This is a genomic window from Microcoleus sp. B4-D4, assembly GCF_036705185.1.
Classification (GTDB): domain Bacteria; phylum Cyanobacteriota; class Cyanobacteriia; order Cyanobacteriales; family Microcoleaceae; genus Microcoleus.
In genome coordinates this window covers 1-17981 of record NZ_JAUBTX010000039.1, presented here as the reverse complement: position 1 = coordinate 17981, position 17981 = coordinate 1, and the positions used below count along the sequence as shown (strand labels likewise).

At 46.7% G+C, this 17981-nt stretch carries 16 protein-coding genes and 1 other RNA gene; 12 read left to right on the top strand and 5 right to left on the bottom strand.

Features of this window, described 5'->3' with window-relative positions; all coding sequences use genetic code 11:
• Positions 1-21 precede the first annotated feature (21 nt).
• Positions 22-1038, bottom strand: a complete 1017-nt coding sequence (locus QUB13_RS23190) for a DUF4349 domain-containing protein (RefSeq protein WP_333385355.1) — start codon at positions 1036-1038, stop codon at positions 22-24.
• Positions 1039-1203: 165 nt separating this feature from the next.
• Here QUB13_RS23190 and QUB13_RS23185 point away from each other — a divergent pair, with 165 nt between their 5' ends.
• The 3 genes from QUB13_RS23185 (at position 1204) to QUB13_RS23175 (ending at position 5679) form a co-directional block, all read left to right on the top strand.
• Positions 1204-3660 carry an ATP-dependent helicase gene (locus tag QUB13_RS23185; RefSeq protein WP_333385352.1) on the top strand — a complete coding sequence of 819 codons (2457 nt, stop codon included), beginning with the start codon at positions 1204-1206 and terminating at the stop codon, positions 3658-3660.
• A gap of 167 nt (positions 3661-3827) precedes the next feature.
• Positions 3828-4574 carry a dienelactone hydrolase family protein gene (locus QUB13_RS23180; protein WP_333385349.1) on the top strand — a complete coding sequence of 249 codons (747 nt, stop codon included), beginning with the start codon at positions 3828-3830 and terminating at the stop codon, positions 4572-4574.
• Between the two features lie 205 nt (positions 4575-4779).
• Positions 4780-5679 (top strand): S1 RNA-binding domain-containing protein, encoded by a 900-nt coding sequence (locus tag QUB13_RS23175; RefSeq protein WP_194010007.1) that lies wholly within the window; start codon positions 4780-4782, stop codon positions 5677-5679.
• Positions 5680-5904: 225 nt separating this feature from the next.
• Here QUB13_RS23175 and QUB13_RS23170 read toward each other — a convergent pair whose 3' ends face one another.
• From QUB13_RS23170 to purD, 3 genes are all read right to left on the bottom strand, one after another.
• Complete coding sequence (locus QUB13_RS23170; RefSeq protein WP_333385344.1) at positions 5905-8073, bottom strand: ATP-binding protein; 2169 nt, start codon at positions 8071-8073, stop codon at positions 5905-5907.
• A gap of 169 nt (positions 8074-8242) precedes the next feature.
• Positions 8243-8410: a hypothetical protein gene (locus tag QUB13_RS23165; RefSeq protein WP_194066192.1), complete on the bottom strand. Its 168-nt coding sequence runs from the start codon at positions 8408-8410 to the stop codon at positions 8243-8245.
• A 58-nt stretch (positions 8411-8468) separates the two neighbouring features.
• Positions 8469-9752, bottom strand: a complete 1284-nt coding sequence (gene purD, locus QUB13_RS23160; RefSeq protein WP_333385339.1) for a phosphoribosylamine--glycine ligase — start codon at positions 9750-9752, stop codon at positions 8469-8471.
• A 117-nt stretch (positions 9753-9869) separates the two neighbouring features.
• Between purD and QUB13_RS23155 the strand changes: the two genes are divergently transcribed.
• The 3 genes from QUB13_RS23155 (at position 9870) to ssrS (ending at position 11644) form a co-directional block, all read left to right on the top strand.
• Positions 9870-10007 (top strand): hypothetical protein, encoded by a 138-nt coding sequence (locus QUB13_RS23155; RefSeq protein WP_333385336.1) that lies wholly within the window; start codon positions 9870-9872, stop codon positions 10005-10007.
• Between the two features lie 82 nt (positions 10008-10089).
• Complete coding sequence (locus QUB13_RS23150) at positions 10090-11406, top strand: 5-(carboxyamino)imidazole ribonucleotide synthase (RefSeq protein WP_333385333.1); 1317 nt, start codon at positions 10090-10092, stop codon at positions 11404-11406.
• Positions 11407-11456: 50 nt separating this feature from the next.
• A non-coding RNA gene (ssrS, locus tag QUB13_RS23145) (6S RNA) lies at positions 11457-11644 on the top strand.
• A gap of 75 nt (positions 11645-11719) precedes the next feature.
• Here ssrS and QUB13_RS23140 read toward each other — a convergent pair.
• Positions 11720-12721, bottom strand: coding sequence for an MrcB family domain-containing protein (locus tag QUB13_RS23140; RefSeq protein ID WP_333385330.1), 1002 nt, complete (start codon positions 12719-12721; stop codon positions 11720-11722).
• A gap of 262 nt (positions 12722-12983) precedes the next feature.
• On the opposite strand from QUB13_RS23140, the gene rpmI reads away from it, so the two are divergent.
• From rpmI to QUB13_RS23110, 6 genes are all read left to right on the top strand, one after another.
• Entirely contained in the window at positions 12984-13181 is a 198-nt protein-coding gene (rpmI, locus tag QUB13_RS23135; protein WP_194009999.1) for a 50S ribosomal protein L35, read from the top strand.
• 19 nt (positions 13182-13200) lie between these two features.
• Positions 13201-13557 carry a 50S ribosomal protein L20 gene (gene rplT, locus QUB13_RS23130; RefSeq protein WP_194009998.1) on the top strand — a complete coding sequence of 119 codons (357 nt, stop codon included), beginning with the start codon at positions 13201-13203 and terminating at the stop codon, positions 13555-13557.
• 265 nt (positions 13558-13822) lie between these two features.
• Complete coding sequence (locus tag QUB13_RS23125) at positions 13823-14353, top strand: tetratricopeptide repeat protein (RefSeq protein ID WP_194009997.1); 531 nt, start codon at positions 13823-13825, stop codon at positions 14351-14353.
• Positions 14354-14592: 239 nt separating this feature from the next.
• Positions 14593-14970: a response regulator gene (locus QUB13_RS23120; protein ID WP_194009996.1), complete on the top strand. Its 378-nt coding sequence runs from the start codon at positions 14593-14595 to the stop codon at positions 14968-14970.
• Positions 14967-15575, top strand: coding sequence for a chemotaxis protein CheC (locus QUB13_RS23115; protein ID WP_333091225.1), 609 nt, complete (start codon positions 14967-14969; stop codon positions 15573-15575). Before QUB13_RS23120 ends, QUB13_RS23115 begins: the two co-directional genes overlap by 4 nt.
• A complete protein-coding gene (locus QUB13_RS23110; protein WP_333385326.1) occupies positions 15572-17764 on the top strand; it encodes a sensor domain-containing diguanylate cyclase in 2193 nt (730 codons plus the stop codon). The genes QUB13_RS23115 and QUB13_RS23110 overlap by 4 nt, the downstream gene beginning before the upstream one ends.
• The last annotated feature ends 217 nt before the right edge of the window (positions 17765-17981 follow it).

The following is a 17981-nucleotide window of genomic DNA, read 5'->3' as shown; positions in this document are numbered from 1 at the left end:
CAAATAACAAATAACAAATAACTAATTTACAGTAGGCGGTTTCCCTTCAGAAATCTTCGCAGCCGAATGCTGTTTCTTAAATCGAACAACACCGTAAACCGCAGCAGCAATTAGCAGAAAATAAGGACTGTAAGCCAACATCCAAATACCCAAACCAAACAAACCGAGCGTCAATTCACCCACAGAATGAGTCGCTTTCCCCCAAGTTTCCTGCGCCCGCAAACCGAGAGAAGGTTCGGGATCTTGCTGAGCCGAGACTGCGGCTTCTAAAGTTAAACTAATTGTCGAATAAGCTACTTGATTCCGCAAACTTTTTAACTCAGCATCAATCCGCTCGATTGACTCCCGAATATTGCTCAACTCTTGAGCAGCTTTCAACACATCCCCCACAGAACCCGATCGCTCCATAATTTTTAACACAACTTCTTCCGATTTGCGAAGATTCCGCAGCCTAGCGTCATTATCAACTAATTGAGTAGTAACATCCTCAGCCGTAAGCCCTCGATTCTGTACGCTTCCGAGTTTTGCTAAAGCATCTAAAGTAGTTTCTAACTTTGCTTGAGGTACTCGAATCTCCAACGTTGCGGTTTGGCGGATACTAGAATCCGGTGGCTTTTGGTTTTGGAAACCCAAGATATCGCCTTGCTGCTTTTTCACAATCTCGGTAACAGATTTAGTGCTAGTGTCAATTGATTTGACAACGACACTGAGCTCGGCTTTTTTAATCAGTTGGGGAGTAGTTGCTGGAGTTTCTGGAGGTGCTGTTTTGGATACAGCAGAAGTTTTTGGCTGTGCGCCTTGTCTTGTGACTGGGGCGGGCGCCTGTTGGGGTGCAGATGCGACAATTTGGTTTTCGCGACTGCTGGATGAATCCGCGCTACCTCCAGCGCTGGAGGGCGAATTTGCGGCACAACTCGGTAAAGCAATAGCTGAAGATAAAGTTAAAAATGCCGCCACAGCAAAACGAGTTGTGCTGTTGTTGGGTTGGTTTGGGTGGGGCTGGTGCGGCCGGGAATTGGTTTTGAGTTGAGTTTTCATTAGGGTTTTTCCTGTAAACAGGTTTCGGTATTGAATTTTATGCTGGTTTTAATTTAAGCTCGGATAGATGGTGTTAGTTTAGCCGATACAAAAATGGAAACGGTTGGGGTTGAAGATTTTTAGATTTTTAACCGCAGATGAACGCAGATAAACGCGGATGTAATAATGACTGATGAATTTGATTCTGATTTTAGCCGATCGACTACTGAGCTCGATCGCCCTGACAGCGCTTTCTCCGAGTTAGAGCCGGCGGCTTTTTTGGCTGCAGCTTGCGGTAAAATTCGTGACAGCCTGCGTAAGGGGCAGCACGAGATGGCAGATTGGACAGGCGGCCCCCTTGCCGTTTCCGCCGTTCCAGGGGCCGGGAAGTCTACGGGAATGGCCGCTGCGTCCGCAATTGCGATCGCCCGCCATCGGCTTCACAACCGCCGCCAGTTAATTGTGGTGACATTTACGCGATCGGCTGCTGCTAATATTAAAGCTAAAATTCGCCAAAGATTAGGAGAATTGTCTTTATCTCAAGGCGGTTTTGCAGTACACACATTGCACGGTTTAGCTTTAAACATTGCCATGCGCCATCCCGATTTATCGGGTTTAAATTTAGAAAATTCTACCTTAGTGACTCCGACTCAAAGTCACCGCTTAATTCGCACTTGTGTAGAACTTTGGATCGCAGAAAATCCCCGCCGATATCAAATTTTGCTAGAAGGACAGCAATTTGATGGAGAGGAAACGGAGAGGCTGCGGCGACAATCGGTTTTGCGAACGGAGATTTTGCCGCAGTTAGCTAAAACTGTGATTCACGAGGCAAAATCTTCTGGTTTGTCTCCCCAAGAGTTGTTAGAAATGAGCGCTTTAGATTCAGACGACGCTTATGAAATTTTAGCCGTAGCTGGCGGTTTATATCAAAAATATCAGGTTTTGTTGAGGAGTCGAGAATTTATCGATTACGACGAAATGATTTTAGCAGCTTTGCGGGTGTTGGACAATCCGGGAGCAAAGGCGATCGAGCAAAAGCAAGTATTTGCCGTTTTCGAGGACGAAGCCCAGGATTCAACACCTTTGCAAACTGAACTTTTGCAAACATTAGCTCAAGATCCAGACAATCGTAACTCACCTCCAAATTTTATCAGAGTTGGCGATCCAAATCAAGCGATAAATTCTACATTCACTCCCGCAGATCCGATTTATTTTAACAAATTTTGTGACGAGTGCGAAGTTGAAAATAAGTTAGCGACAATGGACGGCGCAGGTCGCAGCAGCCAGGTAATTATCGATGCAGCTAATTTTATGTTGCAATGGGTAAATCGCTCGGAATTAGCCGGAACAGAACAGCCCTTTCGCAACCAAATTATTCAAACAGTTCCCAGCGATGACCCCCAACAAAATGCCAATCCCGATCCCATTGGGCGCGGTTTAGAATTGTGTAATCCCAGGGATATTTACCATAGTGTTGAGTTAATTGGTAAGCGGGTAATTGAGTTAGTTGAGAAATTTTTGCCTGCGGATTTTGAATGGGTAAACCCTGACCAAAATATCGAATCAGGCGGTGAAGCAAGGGATGCAGAAAATAGCCAAAAATTGCCCTTAGAATATCTCAAATCAATGGCAGTTTTGGTGCGGGAAAACAAACAAGGCAAGTTTATCAAAGAAGTTCTAGAAAATCCGCAAAAACACGGATTAACCTTTGATTTGCGTAAATACGGAATTAAAATTGAGGATGTGGGAGAACGCGACAGACATTCTCAAGTACCTTGGGAAATCTTAACATTGCTGCAATTTCTCGATCGCCCGCACTCACCAGATTACCTGAAAGCAGCCTTAAAGATTTTGAGCGATCGGCAACTCATCCCCAAACAAGACTACAATGCCTTTACAACCAGCCCCGAACAATTCCTCTACCCAGGCCCCCTAGACCCGCAGCAGTCAGATCCCGTGCAGAAATGTCGCTATTTTTGCTGCAGTTTACTGCAAGCACGCTTAGAATTACCACCATACCAAATTATCTCATTTTTAGCCTTAGCGCTGCAATACGACCAAACAGAATTAGCCACAGCCGACAAATTAGCAGAACGAGTAGCAATCCAAACCGCCGGCAACAATTCAATGCACAATATTTTAGACGTACTGAGCGAAATTGTCAGTTCCGAAAGATTTGAACCTGTAGATGCAGACGACAAAATAGAAGAACGTTATACCAGCAAAGGTCAACTCACAATTATTACCATGCACAAAGCTAAAGGCTTAGATTGGGATTGCGTATTTTTGCCGTTTCTGCACGAACAAACCATCCCCGGAAGTTTGCGAGTTTTGCCACAAACTAAATTTTTAGGAGATTTCACTTTAGCAGAGGTAGCGAGAGCAAAAATTAGAGCGAGTTTGCACGAAAAATATCCTTTACCAAATCTCGGTGAAGCGTGGGAACAAGCAGGTTATTTGAAAACAGCAGAAGAGTTTAGATTGCTTTACGTAGCGATGACCAGAGCCAAAAGTTTGCTGTGGATGGCGGCGGAGAATAAAGGGCCTTTTACTTGGAACAAACCAGAGAATTTGCAAACTCAAAAACCTTGTCCGGTGATGCCAGTTTTGAAACAGAGATTTCCTGGGAATGTGATGTTGTAAAATAGATTTTTGAAACGAACCGCGAAGACGCAAAGGACGCGAATAGAATAAAAAAAAGACTTTCGCCCAAAAAAACTTCTCTTTCTTCCTTCGTGTTCTTAGCGCCTTCGCGGTTCGTTAAAAAAAATCTCATTCACAAATGAAATATAATTGCACTCAAACTCACTATGACTAACCCAGAAATTCGCACAGCTAACGTCACAATTCCTAACAAAGATTTACAAATTGCCGCTTACCTAGCCCAACCCGCCACCTCCGGCGAATTTCCCGCAGTTATTGTGATTCAAGAAATCTTTGGTGTTAACTCGCACATCCGCGAAGTTACTGACAGAATAGCAAAGGAAGGATATGTGGCGATCGCCCCGGCCATCTACCAGCGCCAAGCCCCCAACTTTGAAACCGGTTACGCGCCGGAAGATATCAAAATCGGCCGAGAATACAAAGAACAAACTACCGCATCCGAACTCCTCAGTGACATTCAAGCCACCATCGATTACCTCAAAACTTTACCATTCGTCAAACAACAAGGTTTTGGCTGCATCGGTTTCTGCTTCGGCGGACACGTAGCCTACCTTGCCGCTACTTTGCCCGAAATCAAGGCTACAGCGTCTTTCTACGGCGCTGGTATCGCTACGAATACCCCCGGTGGCGATACTCGGACGATCGCCCGCACAGCCGACATTAAAGGCACTCTCTACGCCTTTTTTGGCACTCAAGACCCCAGCATTCCCAAAGAACAAGTTGACCAAATCGCTGCCGAATTGGAAAAACACAGAATTCCTCACCAAATTTTCCAGTACAATGCGGATCATGGCTTTTTCTGCGACCATCGCGGCAGTTTCGACGCTACCGCCGCAGCAGAGTCGTGGGTGCAGGTGAAGCAGTTATTTCATCACGAACTTCAACTAGCTTAGAGAGTGGAAGATGGGGAGATGGGGAGAGTGGGAGAGTGGGAGAGTGGGAGAGTGGGGGAACATCTTCCTTCTTCCTTCAATATATGACAACTGACAACTGACAACTGACAACTGACAACTGACAACTGTCAACTGACAACTGACAACTGACAACTGTCAACTGACAACTGACAACTGACAACTGACAACTGATAAATAAACTGACATGAATTCCAAATCTACAGGTTCTCAAAGCGCAAAAGCATCTTTTTCAATGGATGATTTTGCTAAAGCCCTCGAACAGCACAATTACGAGTTCCAAAAGGGACAAGTCGTGCGCGGCAAAGTGTTCGAGTACGACTCAAACGGTGCGTATGTTGATATCGGCGGCAAGTCTTCGGCTTTTTTGCCGATCGCAGAGGCTGCTTTGAGAACGGTAACGGATTTGTCGGAAGTGGTTCCGCTAAACGAGGAACAGGACTTTTTAATTATCCGCGAACAAGACGCAGACGGGCAAGTTACTCTGTCTCTGAAACAGTTACAAATTCAGCAAGCTTGGGAAGATTTAGTTGCATTGCAGGAAACTGGTAAAGTGCTTCAGGTGCGGGTTTCTGGCGCGAATAAGGGTGGCGTGACGGTGGACGTTGAGGGAATGCGCGGTTTTATTCCCCGATCGCACTTAGCCCAACGCGATAACATAGAATCGCTAATTGGTCAATCTTTGACGGTGAATTTTTTGGAAGTGGATCGCGATCGAGACAAACTCGTACTTTCCCAGCGGATGGCCGCTCAATCGAGCGCCTTCAGTCAGTTGCAAATCGGTCAGTTAGTGGAAGGAAAAGTTAGCAGCATCAAGCCTTTTGGCGTGTTTGTGGACTTGGAAGGAGTTAGCGGTTTACTCCACATCAAGCAAATCAGCCAAAAATATATTGATAACCTGGCACAGGTTTTTGCTCCCGGTCAACCTATAAAGGCGCTGGTAGTTGACCTCGACGAAGGTCGCGGGCGGATTTCCCTTTCCACTCGGGTACTGGAAAATTATCCAGGGGAAATGGTGGATAAAATGGCTGATGTGATGGATACCGCAGAAGAGCGATCGGAACGTGCTAGAAAGACTCTTTCTTAGGTCTTGATATAATTAGAACCCCATCTACCGGAAACTATAGAAATGTGGGTTTAACCGCAGATCAACGCCGATAAACACAGATAAAATCCCATCGGCGTTCATCTGTGTTCATCGGCTGATATCTGCAGTTAAAAAATCCCAATCTAACTAATTTGCTTTCTTCTTGATTCCTAATCAACAGTCAACAGTCAACAGTCAACAATCACCTGACGGTGCAACCGGAATCTATATAACATGACTCGTCGAAGTTGTTTCAGTCTCAACTTGTGCTTGCACCGGCCAAGCATTTTCCATATCTAGTGATTGTTTTGGCTGATAAACTGCTAAGTCAAACCAGAAAGTCGTACCCACATTAACTTCGCTCACTAAATTAATTTTAGTGTGGTGCTTGTCAATAATGTTGCGGACAATCGAAAGACCTAATCCCGTTCCTTCTAGAGTGTGAACTCGGTTTTCTACCCGGAAAAAGCGCTCGAAAATTGCTTTTTGGTCGGCGGTATCTATACCAATACCAGTATCAGAAATTTCTATCCGCACTACCGGAAAATCTATGGAATTAGGTAATAAGTTGTGGTTCCCGGATGTGTCGTCTTTGTGGGTTGTCTCCTCCGACTCTATCAAATACGCTCGAATTGCCACCTTGCCGCCAGCCTCGGTAAACTTTAAGGCATTTCCTACTAAATTTGCAAATACTTGCAGCAGCAAATCGTAATGACCTAAAGCGGGCGGCAAACACGGGTCAACTTGTTGCTCTAATTCGATGCCTTTATCCTTGGCATTTAACTGATAAGTCCGCAGGGTTTGTTCAACTGCTTGCGGGAGGTCAACCGCCTCTAATTCATAGATTCGGCAGGATTCCAGGCGCGACAAGTCTAACACGTCGTTGACTAAACGGGTGAGGCGATCGGTTTCTCGATTGGCAATTTCTAGAAATTCCCGGCGCTCGCTTTCTTGCAGGTCTTCTCCGTACTCGTAGAGAGTTTCAATAAAAGATTTGATATTAAATAAAGGCGTTCTCAATTCGTGAGAAATATTGCTAATAAAATTGCTTTTAGCCTCATTTAATTCTACTTCGCGGGTGATATCCTGCACTGTCATGGCGATGCCTTTTAGACTTTCTCGGTACTGTCCAGAACCTTGATGTTTGGAGGCTTCTTCGTAGAAAGTACACTCTACTGCGATCGGGCGTTGCGACTCGGTACAGGTATTTTCTTCGTCGCGGACGCAGCTTTTGCACAGCGGTTCTGCACCAGGGGCTTTGTGGAGAATTACGGTGGTTAGCAGAATCCGAATTGTACGGTTGACTGGTTCTTTTAGAGAAATCCGAAATTCGCCGCCTTCGCGATCGCCCGCAGCTATTTCCTGCAGGGGTCTTGCCAAATCGCGCTGCACTTCTGCTGGTAAAATCTGCAGCACATTAATTCCCATCGCATTTTTACCTTCCCATCCAAAAATCCGCCGGCCCGTTGGGTTGACTAAAATTACCTGCAAATTCGCATCTAACAACAGCGCCCCGTCAGCAATAGTTGAAACCAAAGTTTCTAACTTCGCTTTTTCCGCTGTCAACTCTTCAATATTTTGTTCTTCATAACTTTCGAGTTTTTCAGCCATCTCGTTAAAACTGCCGATTAACTCACCCAATTCTCCTCCTAAAGGCAGGTCAACTCGCTGCTTAAAATTCCCGCCCGCGATATTTTTGACTCCGAAAACTAATTGTTTGATCGGGTGAGTTATGGTCAGGGCATTAAATACAGCGCCCAAAATTACCATCACCCAAATCGTGACAAATACTGCTAATGTGACATCCCTAGTCAGATTTGAAGAGATAACTGCTGCGGGATTGGGGTTAATGCCGATCGCCAAAACTCCCAAATATTTGTCTTCGTGAATTAGCGGCACAAATACGTCGGTAACTTCTCCATCGGGCGTCAAATGCTGCCGCACCAAAGGCACAGAAGTCAAATTTCTCGCCTCAATGTCGGCGATAAAATTATCCGGGAGTTTAATTTGGCGGCGCAGTGTCAGGGAAGTACGCACCTCGGATTCGGAGAAAGGTATCCCCAGAAAAATATCTCCTCCTTCGTCGGCGTACAGCATATAGCGGACGCTGGAGGTGCTGCTGTAAAATTGTCGGGAAAAGCGGGCGACTTCGGAGCGATCGTTCTTCGCAATCATTGGCGCCACATTTGCCGATAACAGCAAGCCGAGGTCGCGGCCGTAGCGGGTATCGTTAAGTCGGGCATCTTCCTGGATAGTATTAACGGCCCAGAAAGTCAAGCCGCTCATAATTAACGAAACTACGAGGGTAGCAGCAGCCATCAGGCGAGTCTGGAGGGTAAAATCAGACCACCAGCGGGCAATAATTTCTCCGATTTTGTTTAGTATGGCCAGCATTTTACCAGTTCACCAGTTCAATATTAAAAACAAGATTAAGTCATTAGTCAGTAGTCAGTAGTCAGTAGTCATTAGTCAGTAGTCATTAGTCAGTAGTCATTAGTCATCAGTTAACAGTAGTGCGAGTGTCCCCGCTCGCTTTTCGTCATGGGTCATGGGTCATGGGTCATTAGCGATCGGGCAACAAGGTAAAAGGGAAGAAGATATACACAGCAATCTTTTTAGCGATCGATATTTCACGTTTAATTAGGTAAATTTGCTTAATAGAGTTTTTGGTCGATCGAATTTTCTGCAGCGACTTGTCCGCTACCGCCACCGCAGAGATGCCAAACTTCATTGTTACACTTCTACTTTGAGAATGCTTGGCTTTCCGATGGCGGTCGATCGCGCAATGCCTAATTGCTGTGATCGCCCAGCGCTCGACGGCCGATGTCGCGGCGACAGTAGACACCTTCAAATTGGATGCAATCTACCGCTGTGTAAGCTTTGTTTATAGCTTGTTCCAAAGTTTCCCCCGTCGCAGTCACGCCCAAAACGCGGCCGCCCTCGGTAACTAACTGCTGCTTCAACTGAGTACCGGCGTGAAACACCTCTGCACCTTTGGCTTCAGCTTCCTCAATACCTGTAATAACTTTGCCTTTTTGGTAACTTCCAGGATAGCCCCCCGAAGCCAAAACTACGCACACAGCAGCCCCCGACTTCCAGCGAATGTTGGGATATTCGCCGAGACGCTGCTGACAGCAAGCCAGCACCAAATCTTCCAGGGGAGTTTCCAAGAGGGACAAAACCGCTTGAGTTTCGGGATCTCCGAAACGGCAGTTAAATTCTAAGACTTTCGGTTCTCCTTCCGCTGTAATCATTAAACCTGCGTAGAGAACGCCCCGGTAGTCGATATTGCGTTTTTGCAGCGCTGCGACGGTAGGTTCAAGAATTTCTGTTTGAATCCTTTCCATCAGTTCCGGGGTGACAATTGGGGCTGGGGCGTAGGCTCCCATACCGCCTGTGTTGGCTCCCTTGTCGCCTTCGCCGATGGCTTTGTGGTCTTGGGCCGGCAGCAGGGGTTCTACTACGATTCCGTCGGTGAGGGCGAGAATCGAGACTTCTTGACCTGTTAAAAATTCTTCGACAACGACTCGGATGTTATCGCTGCCGAATTCGCCGCGGAAAATGGTGTGGATGGCACTGTGAGCCATTTTGATGGTAGTAGCAACGGTGACTCCTTTGCCTGATGCGAGTCCGTCTGCTTTGATGACTATGGGAATTCCTTGCTCCACAACGTAGGCTTTGGCGGCTTCTGCGTTTGTAAATACCGCAGCTTTGGGTGTGGGGATGCCTTCGTCGAGCATCAATTGTTTGGCCCAGGATTTGCTCGATTCTATTTGGGCACCGGCTTTAGTGGGGCCAAAAATCATCACTTTTTTTTGTTGGAAGTAGTCAACGATGCCTAGCGATAGGGGCAATTCGGGCCCGACGATCACTAATCCGATGTTGTTGACCATCACAAAGCGTTCGATGCCTTGGAAGTCGTCGATGTTGAGCGACAGATTTTGACAGCCTTTGGTGGTAGCTGTGCCACCGTTGCCAGGTACGCAGAAGACTTGTTTAATCCGCGTAGATTCTAGCAGTTTTTTTACGATCGCGTGTTCGCGACCTCCATTCCCCACAACCAAAACTTTCACAGCATCCTCACCTATAAATTTTGTTCTCTGAATGTTTGATTTTCAGTGTTTGCACCTGTCTATCTGCTTTTTGCAGCGCCCTCAATTATGCCATGCTTGGCGCTAGGCAATTGCTAGATGTGGCACTTTCCTGCAATGCTGCGACTCAACCGCTGTTTCCCAACGGCTGGGTTCGTGCAATATTTAAAGAGTTTCACCGCAGATATTTTAGAGGTAGAACTTCTAAAACAGCTAGTAGATAAAAGTATTTTCTAGCTATCAAATGTTCAATTAATGTAATTCATTCGAGGACAAATTGGGATAAAATAGTCAGGTTGATACAAGGAATTTTATTCAGATGAAATCAAATCTAACCGCTGCAAGTTCGCCTGCCAAATTTAAGCGGGTGGGCGTTGTCGGTGGCGGCCAGCTAGCTGCGATGATGGGGAATGCTGCTAGGGCGCTTGGCGTGGAATTGGTAGTGCAAACTCCCGAGGCTACTGACCCGGCTGTGGCTGTGGCTGCGGGTGCTGTTTTGGCGGCTGTTGATGATGTTTTGGCTACGGCTCATTTGGCGGATGACTGTGATGTTGTTACTTTTGAAAATGAGTTTGTAGATTTGGATGGTTTGCGTGTTTTGGAACAGCAAGGTGTGTTATTCTTGCCTGGTTTGTCGTCACTGTCTCCGTTGTTGGATAAGTACGTGCAGCGCTGTTATTTAAAAGATTTAGGTTTGCCAATTCCGAGGTTTATGGCGATCAATAATCTGGCTTCTTTGCACCTAGATTTGGGGCGGAAATCGCAGGGGAAGCAGATGCAAACGGGTGCGGGGGACGATCGCATCCTGAGTGAAGTGGCGATCGACAATTTGGCAATTTCTGTTTCCGACAGCGCACAGACGCAAGGAGACTCGGATTTTTGGGCGAGAGATTTTCCCTTTGTCGTCAAAGTTCGCCGCCACGGTTATGACGGCCAAGGTACTTTTATTGTCAAGGATCGGGAGAGCTTTGAGTCGATTAGTGCTAAACTTAAAGGTCAGTCTTTACTGGTAGAAGAGTATGTGCCGTTCGATCGCGAGTTGGCCGTGATTGCTGCTCGATCGCCCGCTGGAGAAATAGCGATCTATCCGATTGTCGAAACCCAACAGCAAAATCAGGTTTGTCGGGTGGTAATCGCGCCCGCCGATATTAGTTTAGATGTGAAAGCCGAAGCTGGTGCGATCGCCCGCACTCTCCTCAATAGTTTGGGAGCTGTCGGCGTATTCGGCATAGAATTATTTTTAACCGCCGACAATAAGCTGTTAGTCAATGAAATTGCCCCCCGCACCCACAACTCGGGACATTTCACCATCGATGCTTGCGAAACTTCACAATTTGAACAGCATTTGCGCGCAGTTTGTCAACTCCCTTTAGGCAATTGCGATTTGAAATGTGCAGGTGCTGTGATGGTAAATTTGCTCGGGTACGAGTCTGCCGAGTCCGATTATGTAGAAAAACGAAAACAACTGGCACAAATTAGTGGCGCTTTTGTACATTGGTATGGTAAGAAACTATCGCGTCCCGGTCGCAAACTCGGTCACGTTACAGTTGTACTCGACGCAGAATCGGTGCAAAATGGGGAAACGTCCGCGAGTGCGATCGCTCAAACCGTAGAATCCATCTGGTATGCAGCTTAAATTGCTCAAAGCTTGCCAAAATCTGGTTAGTTGCTGTATATTAAATAAAGGTTCTACTGCGACGTTGGTGACTGCCAATAATGTTTTTTTGATCTATAACTCTTAACTCTCGGGAATCAAGATGTTTGGACAGCAGTAAACTGGGCTTGTACCCAGAAACTTTAAGTCCGAGCCAACGGTGCCCACCTGGTAAAATACCAGGTCAAAAGCTGAGGTAAGACGGCGTTGCGGGGAGCCATTATAATTTTGATTGAGATAGGCGCTGTGAAATACGGCTAGCCTATTTTTTTTGATATAAACGCCTTTACTCATACTACATCTTCAAGTTTTGCCTAAACTCCTCTACGGTTGGCGTTGGTTTAATTCGATGAATCATACTATGGCAATTTGAGCATAGCACAGTAAAATCATTAAGCGGATCTAGTTGAATCTTTGCCCCGCTCAAGTTGGAAATTGGAACATTATGATGAGCTTCTATGTATCCTCTGCCTATTTCTCCGTATCGAGACTCAAAATCAAAACCGCAAGCTTTGCACTCATATCCTTGCAACTCTTTAACTTTTCTAGATAACGTCTGATTTCGTTCTGTTACTCGATGAAGTCTATACTTTGTCGGATCTTCAAACCATTCTCTTTCTGCTTCATTGTTCTTAGCCTCCTTCTTCAACGAAACCTCCTGGAACAAATCAGAATCAGCCTCCTCCTTCAAAGAAACCTCCTCAAACAGGGAGAAGTAAATTTCAAGCATTTTCATAACATCGCCTACCAACTTCTTATCGTCAGGAAGTGATTCCCTTGAATAAAACTTCGATGCTATGTTTCCTGCTTCATACGCAACTCCAAGCCTTCGAGCAGTAGTTGTCTTTGGAATCGAATCAAGCTTAAGATCGTCGAGAGGATCTGAAAATTCCCTGAGCTTGTCAGAACCAAGCTTATCTTTAAATAGTTTTGCTTGACCCCTTAAAATTTCTCTCGACACCCCAAGTCCGAACTGATCTCTTTTATCTGCTATTCCTTGATTGAGAGAAAGATAAACGCCAGAGAAGTCAGCGCGAAATAAATAAACACAGTAAAACCCCGACATGACACTCTCAGTCACAAGCTTGTTAAATATTGCTATCCAAGGAACTTTAGCCCAAGAGCCATTACCTGCAGAAGCTTTTACCCTATAGATTTCTGGTAATTTTAACGAATCACTTATTGATTTCGGCACTACATTTCTGACATAACGAGCAAATGAATGTCCCTTGAAGTTGTCGTTACTGACCACTGGATATTCAAACATGATTTTTTCAAGGGACTCTCTAAGCGCCATAATCAATAATTAATGTTGCATCTTCAATTTAATTATCGTGCCTCACCAGCAGCTTTCAAATATTAACCCTGCGGATAACCCAGGGGTATAACCCTTAATTATACCGCTACTGCGGTCTCACATTCGTTTGCGCGGTGTCAACTGCCACCAACAACTGCAAGATTAGCCGATCGCCCATCCTGACATATCGCCGCAAATCTCCCTTGCAGAAAGTACCAAAAACGTGATACCTTTGAGGCTTGTGTCCAAATAACACCAGCTCATGCCAAAACTCAAAACTCGCAAAGCAGCCGCAAAGCGCTTTAGAGCGACCGGCACCGGTAAAATTGTGCGCCGCAAAGCCTACAAAAGCCACTTGCTGCAACACAAAAGTTCAGCTCGCAAAAGCCGTCTATCTAAGCTGGTCGTCATTGATGAGACCAACGACGCTAACGTCCGGTTAATGCTTCCATACTTGTAAAGTTTAACGGAAATTAAAAATGACACGGGTAAAACGCGGTAATGTCGCCAGAGCGCGCCGCAAAAAAATTCTCAAATTGGCCAAGGGTTTCCGAGGCGCACAGTCGAAACAGTTCCGCACAGCTAACCAGCGGGTGATGCAGGCCCTGCGTAACAGTTATCGCGATCGCAAAAAACGCAAGCGCGATTTCCGCCGCCTGTGGATTGCTCGGATCAATGCCGCATCTCGCCTACACGGTACGAGTTACAGCAAGCTGATCGGCAACATGAGGAAGGCTAATATCGAAATCAACCGCAAAATGCTGGCACAAATGGCAATCATTGACCCGGCAACTTTCGGTAAAGTGGTAGAAATGGCCAACCGAGCTGCTGCTTGAAAGCTCGATCGGTTTTGAGCAGGAAAAAAGCAGAAGTAGGAAAGATTTAGCTATCTGCCAGAGAAGGAAAACTCCTGATAAATTTAGGAGGTTGAGACTAACTTTTCCTTCTTTGTTCTTACTTCTGAATTCTTGCTTTTTCCGCAATCGCGATCGCCCTATTCGATCGCTACGTGTTTTTTATACAGTTGCAGCAAATTTTCAAGATTGCTCGCGCATTAAAATAAATAAAACCCTCCACAGACCTACCTAATTTAAAAAAAACATGGATAGTAATTTGCTGATTGTTTACCTGTCAGTTCTGCTGGCTATACTTGGCAGCAGTTCCTGGTTTATTGTCCGCCAAATTCTCAAAACTCGGAAGCTGGAAATGTCTCTGGAACGCTTAGAAAATAAGCTGACCACCGAAAAAGGCACAGCACAGGAATACTACCAACTAGGAAGTATCTATGTAGATAAGAAGCTTTATTCGCAGGCTACCGTACTGTTTCAAAAAGCTCTGAAAGCCCAAGAATTAGAAGGCGATGAAAATCCAGCGTTTATTTACAACGCTCTGGGTTTTGCACACTTCGGCCAAGAACAGTACGACATCGCGATCCGCAATTACAAAGAAGCCCTGAAGTTGGATCCCGAATACGTTACATCTCTCAATAATCTGGGTCACGCTTACGAGCGCAAAAAATTAATATCTCAAGCCTTGGAAATGTACGAACAAGCTCTCGCCTGCGATCCAGATAATGCCACTGCTAAAGGACGAGTAGAGTCCCTCAAAAAGCGTTTGGTAATCTATAACTGAGCGCCGGTTCGCACGGAGCAATACAGTTCCCGCAAACCTGGTTTCTCTCAGAAACCGGGTTTTTTATTTTCAGAGAAAAAGATACTCAACTATTCAATACATTAATGCGTTAATTTTTAAGAACAGCAATTCGACCGATCGCTCGATCGCGCGCCCTCGGTGCAGTTTAAACTACTGTCAAGATAAAAACAGTACCTGCAACGCCGGTCAGTCCTAAACAATTGAAGGAGGAGAACGTAGTGACATCAATTCTCGTTGTCGAAGATTCGTGGTTGACTCGCAGGGTAATCTGCAAAATCCTGCGAGCAGAAGGATACGAGACTTGGGAAGCATCGAGCGGCCCGGAAGCTCTAGAACTGCTGGCCACTAAAACCCCAAACTGTATGCTCTTGGATCTGTTGATGCCGGAAATGGAAGGTAGGGAAGTCCTGCAAGCCATGCGCGATCGAGGATATAAAATTCCAGTCATCGTAATTACCGCAGACATTCAATCCACCACCCGTTGCGAGTGTATCGATCTCGGAGCCCTAGCAGTCATACACAAAATGCCCAACTCAGACGAACTGCTCGGGTGGATCAAAAAAGCTCTCAGTCCCAGCGAGGAGAGTACCCAATGAAATTAACCGATCGACAGATCGATGCTTTGCAAGAACTTGTCAACATCGGTATCGGTCAAGCTGCGGGGATTTTGAACGATATGATCGAATCTCCCATTCGCTTGCAAATCCCCTCCCTCCAAATCCTTTGTCCCGCCGATGTACAAGCACAATTAGAGGGACACCTCAATGGCGAACAAATCGCCGCCGTCCAGCTCAAATTTACAGGCTCCTTTGGAGGCATTGCTCAGCTAGTCTTTCCTACCAACAGCGCAGCCAGTCTAGTCACCATGCTGACCGGGGAAGAAGCCGGAACTCACGACCTAGATGCAGTCAAAATTGGTACGCTGAGTGAAGTAGGAAATATTGTCATTAACGGGGTAATGGGTGCAATCAGCAACGTACTTCAACAACGCCTGAATTACTCAATTCCCAATTACATGGAAGGGACGATCGCTACTTTGTTGACATCTGGCGGTGTGGCTACTGATACAGTCGTTTTATTAGCCCAGACCCGTTTCATTATTGAAAGACTCCACGTTGAAGGAGATATCATCCTCATTTTCAATGTCAATTCCTTTGACACCTTATTGACTGCAATCAATCAACTTGCCGGGGGTCTATGATCCAAGAGAGCAAAACTATTGAGGAAAAGTTTGGAGTTCTCGACAGCGTACCAGTCGGCGCGTGTTTGCTGCGAGACGATTTTGTGGTGCTGTTTTGGAATGTCTGTCTCGAAGACTGGACGAAAATTCCCCGCGACCAAATCTTGGGAACAAATATCAAAACTCATTTTCCTCACCTAAGCCAGCTAAAGTACGCAACTCGCTTCGAGCAAATCTTTGCAGGAGGCCCGCCAACAATTTTTTCTTCTCAAATTCACAAGCACCTGATTCCAGCAACTTGGCAAGACGGCCAGCAGCGCATCCAGCAAACTACTGTGACGGCTGTCCCTGCACTCCCACCGGGCGTTGCCGAACTGGATGTCATCGGCTTGGTTCGATCGACTGTGGAGTTGGAACCAGAAGGTATCGCACCACCAGCAGAAGCAGTTGGTTCTCCAGCGCCCTCAAAGAGTGGGAGTTCAATTTGGCCTTACGACTTTTTGGGATCGAACGGCCAATCGTTTTACGCCCTGTTGGTGATTCAAGACGTGACCGACCTCACTCACCGCATCCAAGCTTACCGCACCATGCGGGATCAAGCTTTGGAAGAAGTGCAAGTGCGCCAGCGGATCGAGGAAGAATTGCGCGAGAGCCAACATTTCATCCAGCAGATTGCAGACGCGGCACCTTATTTGCTCTACATCTACGATTTGACCGAACAGCGCAACGTCTACGTTAACGGTCAGGCTTTTAAATTGCTCGGCTACCATCCCCAAGAAATTTTACAGATGGAAACGGCTTTGTTTTCCAGTTTGGTGTACCCCGAAGATTTGGAGAAGGTTGCGGCCCACCTGCAAAAATTTCCCCAGGCTCAAGACGGCAGCATTGTTGAGTTGGAGTACCGACTGAAACATCGATCGGGCGAATGGCGCTGGTTCCGCTGTCGCGATCAAGTGTTCGCCCGCACAGCATCAGGTGAACCCGAACAAATTTTCGGCACCGCTCAAGATATTACCGAGTACAAGCGGGCAGAAGAAGCGCTGCGGCAGCAAAACGAACGGGAACTGCTGATGGCGACAATTACTCAGCACATCCGCCAGTCTCTGGATTTGGGCGAAGTGCTCAGCACGACTGTCAACGAAGTACGCCAGTTCCTTCAAGCCGATCGAGTGATGATCGTCCGCTTCCACCCCTGTAGTGGCAATCTCTGCGCTGCACCCACGGGGTCAGTAACAGTAGAATCTGTAGCTCCCAACTGCAAGCCGATGCTGGGGGAAACCCTAGACAATTTCTCTTTTGACGAGTTCTATATCGAAGCGTACCAACATCGAGCAATCCGACCCGTGGCCGATGTCTCGGCGGCCGATTTGCCGCCATATCAAATTGACTGGCTCGCACAATTCGCCGTGAAAGCTTATTTGGTAGTGCCGCTAGTACAAGGAGAGGAGTTGTGGGGGCTGCTGATGGCGCACCAGTCTCGTCCCCGACAGTGGATGCAGTTAGAGGTGGAGTTGCTGTCGAATCTGGCCGCCCAGTTGGCGATCGCGATCAAGCAAGCAGAACTCTACCAGCAATTGCAAGCAGCCAACCTCAAGTTAGAGCGTTTGGCTACTTTGGACGCACTCACTCAGCTAGCAAACCGCCGCCGGTTCGATCAGTATTTAGACATTGAGTGGCGCAGACAAGCCAGGGAACAAACGCCTCTGTCGCTGATTCTGTGCGATATTGATTCTTTTAAAAGTTACAACGATACCTACGGACATCCAGGGGGAGACGAATGTTTGCGGCAAGTCGCCAGCGCGATCGGCCGTTCAGTCGATCGTCCCGCCGATTTAGTAGCTCGCTACGGAGGCGAAGAATTTGCCGTAATTTTGCCAAATACCGAGATTCAAGGAGCCGTGCGAGTAGCGGAACACATACAGCTCACAATCGCAGCTTTGCAGCTTCCTCATGCTGGTTCTCAGGTGAGCCAATACGTCACCGTCAGTCTGGGTGTAGCGAGTATGGTTCCTGCCTTTGAATCGGGGGCCTCGATTCTGATTGCCGCAGCCGATCGAGCGCTATATGAAGCTAAACGACTTGGGCGCGATCGCATCCAAGTTTACCAAGTAGACCCTGCCTCACCCAAAACCAACGGCACAGCAACTCCCGCGCGCCGGGAGGAGTTTTCCCGGCCCAATACTAATTTCCCGTCACCCACAAGCGTTTGACTTCTGCCCATATTTGTGCATTGGGAACAGACACTGGCAAGAATGCCGGATTAATACCGTCTGAGATTTAAGACTTTAGATTAAAAATTAAATAATTTAACTGAATGTGAGTGGGAAGTCCCGCACCCTACCTGTACTCAGGTGACGGGATGAAAACGAACCAGAAACAAGTTGAGCGATAGCGAATCAGTGATACAATTGCACTATCTTGACCACT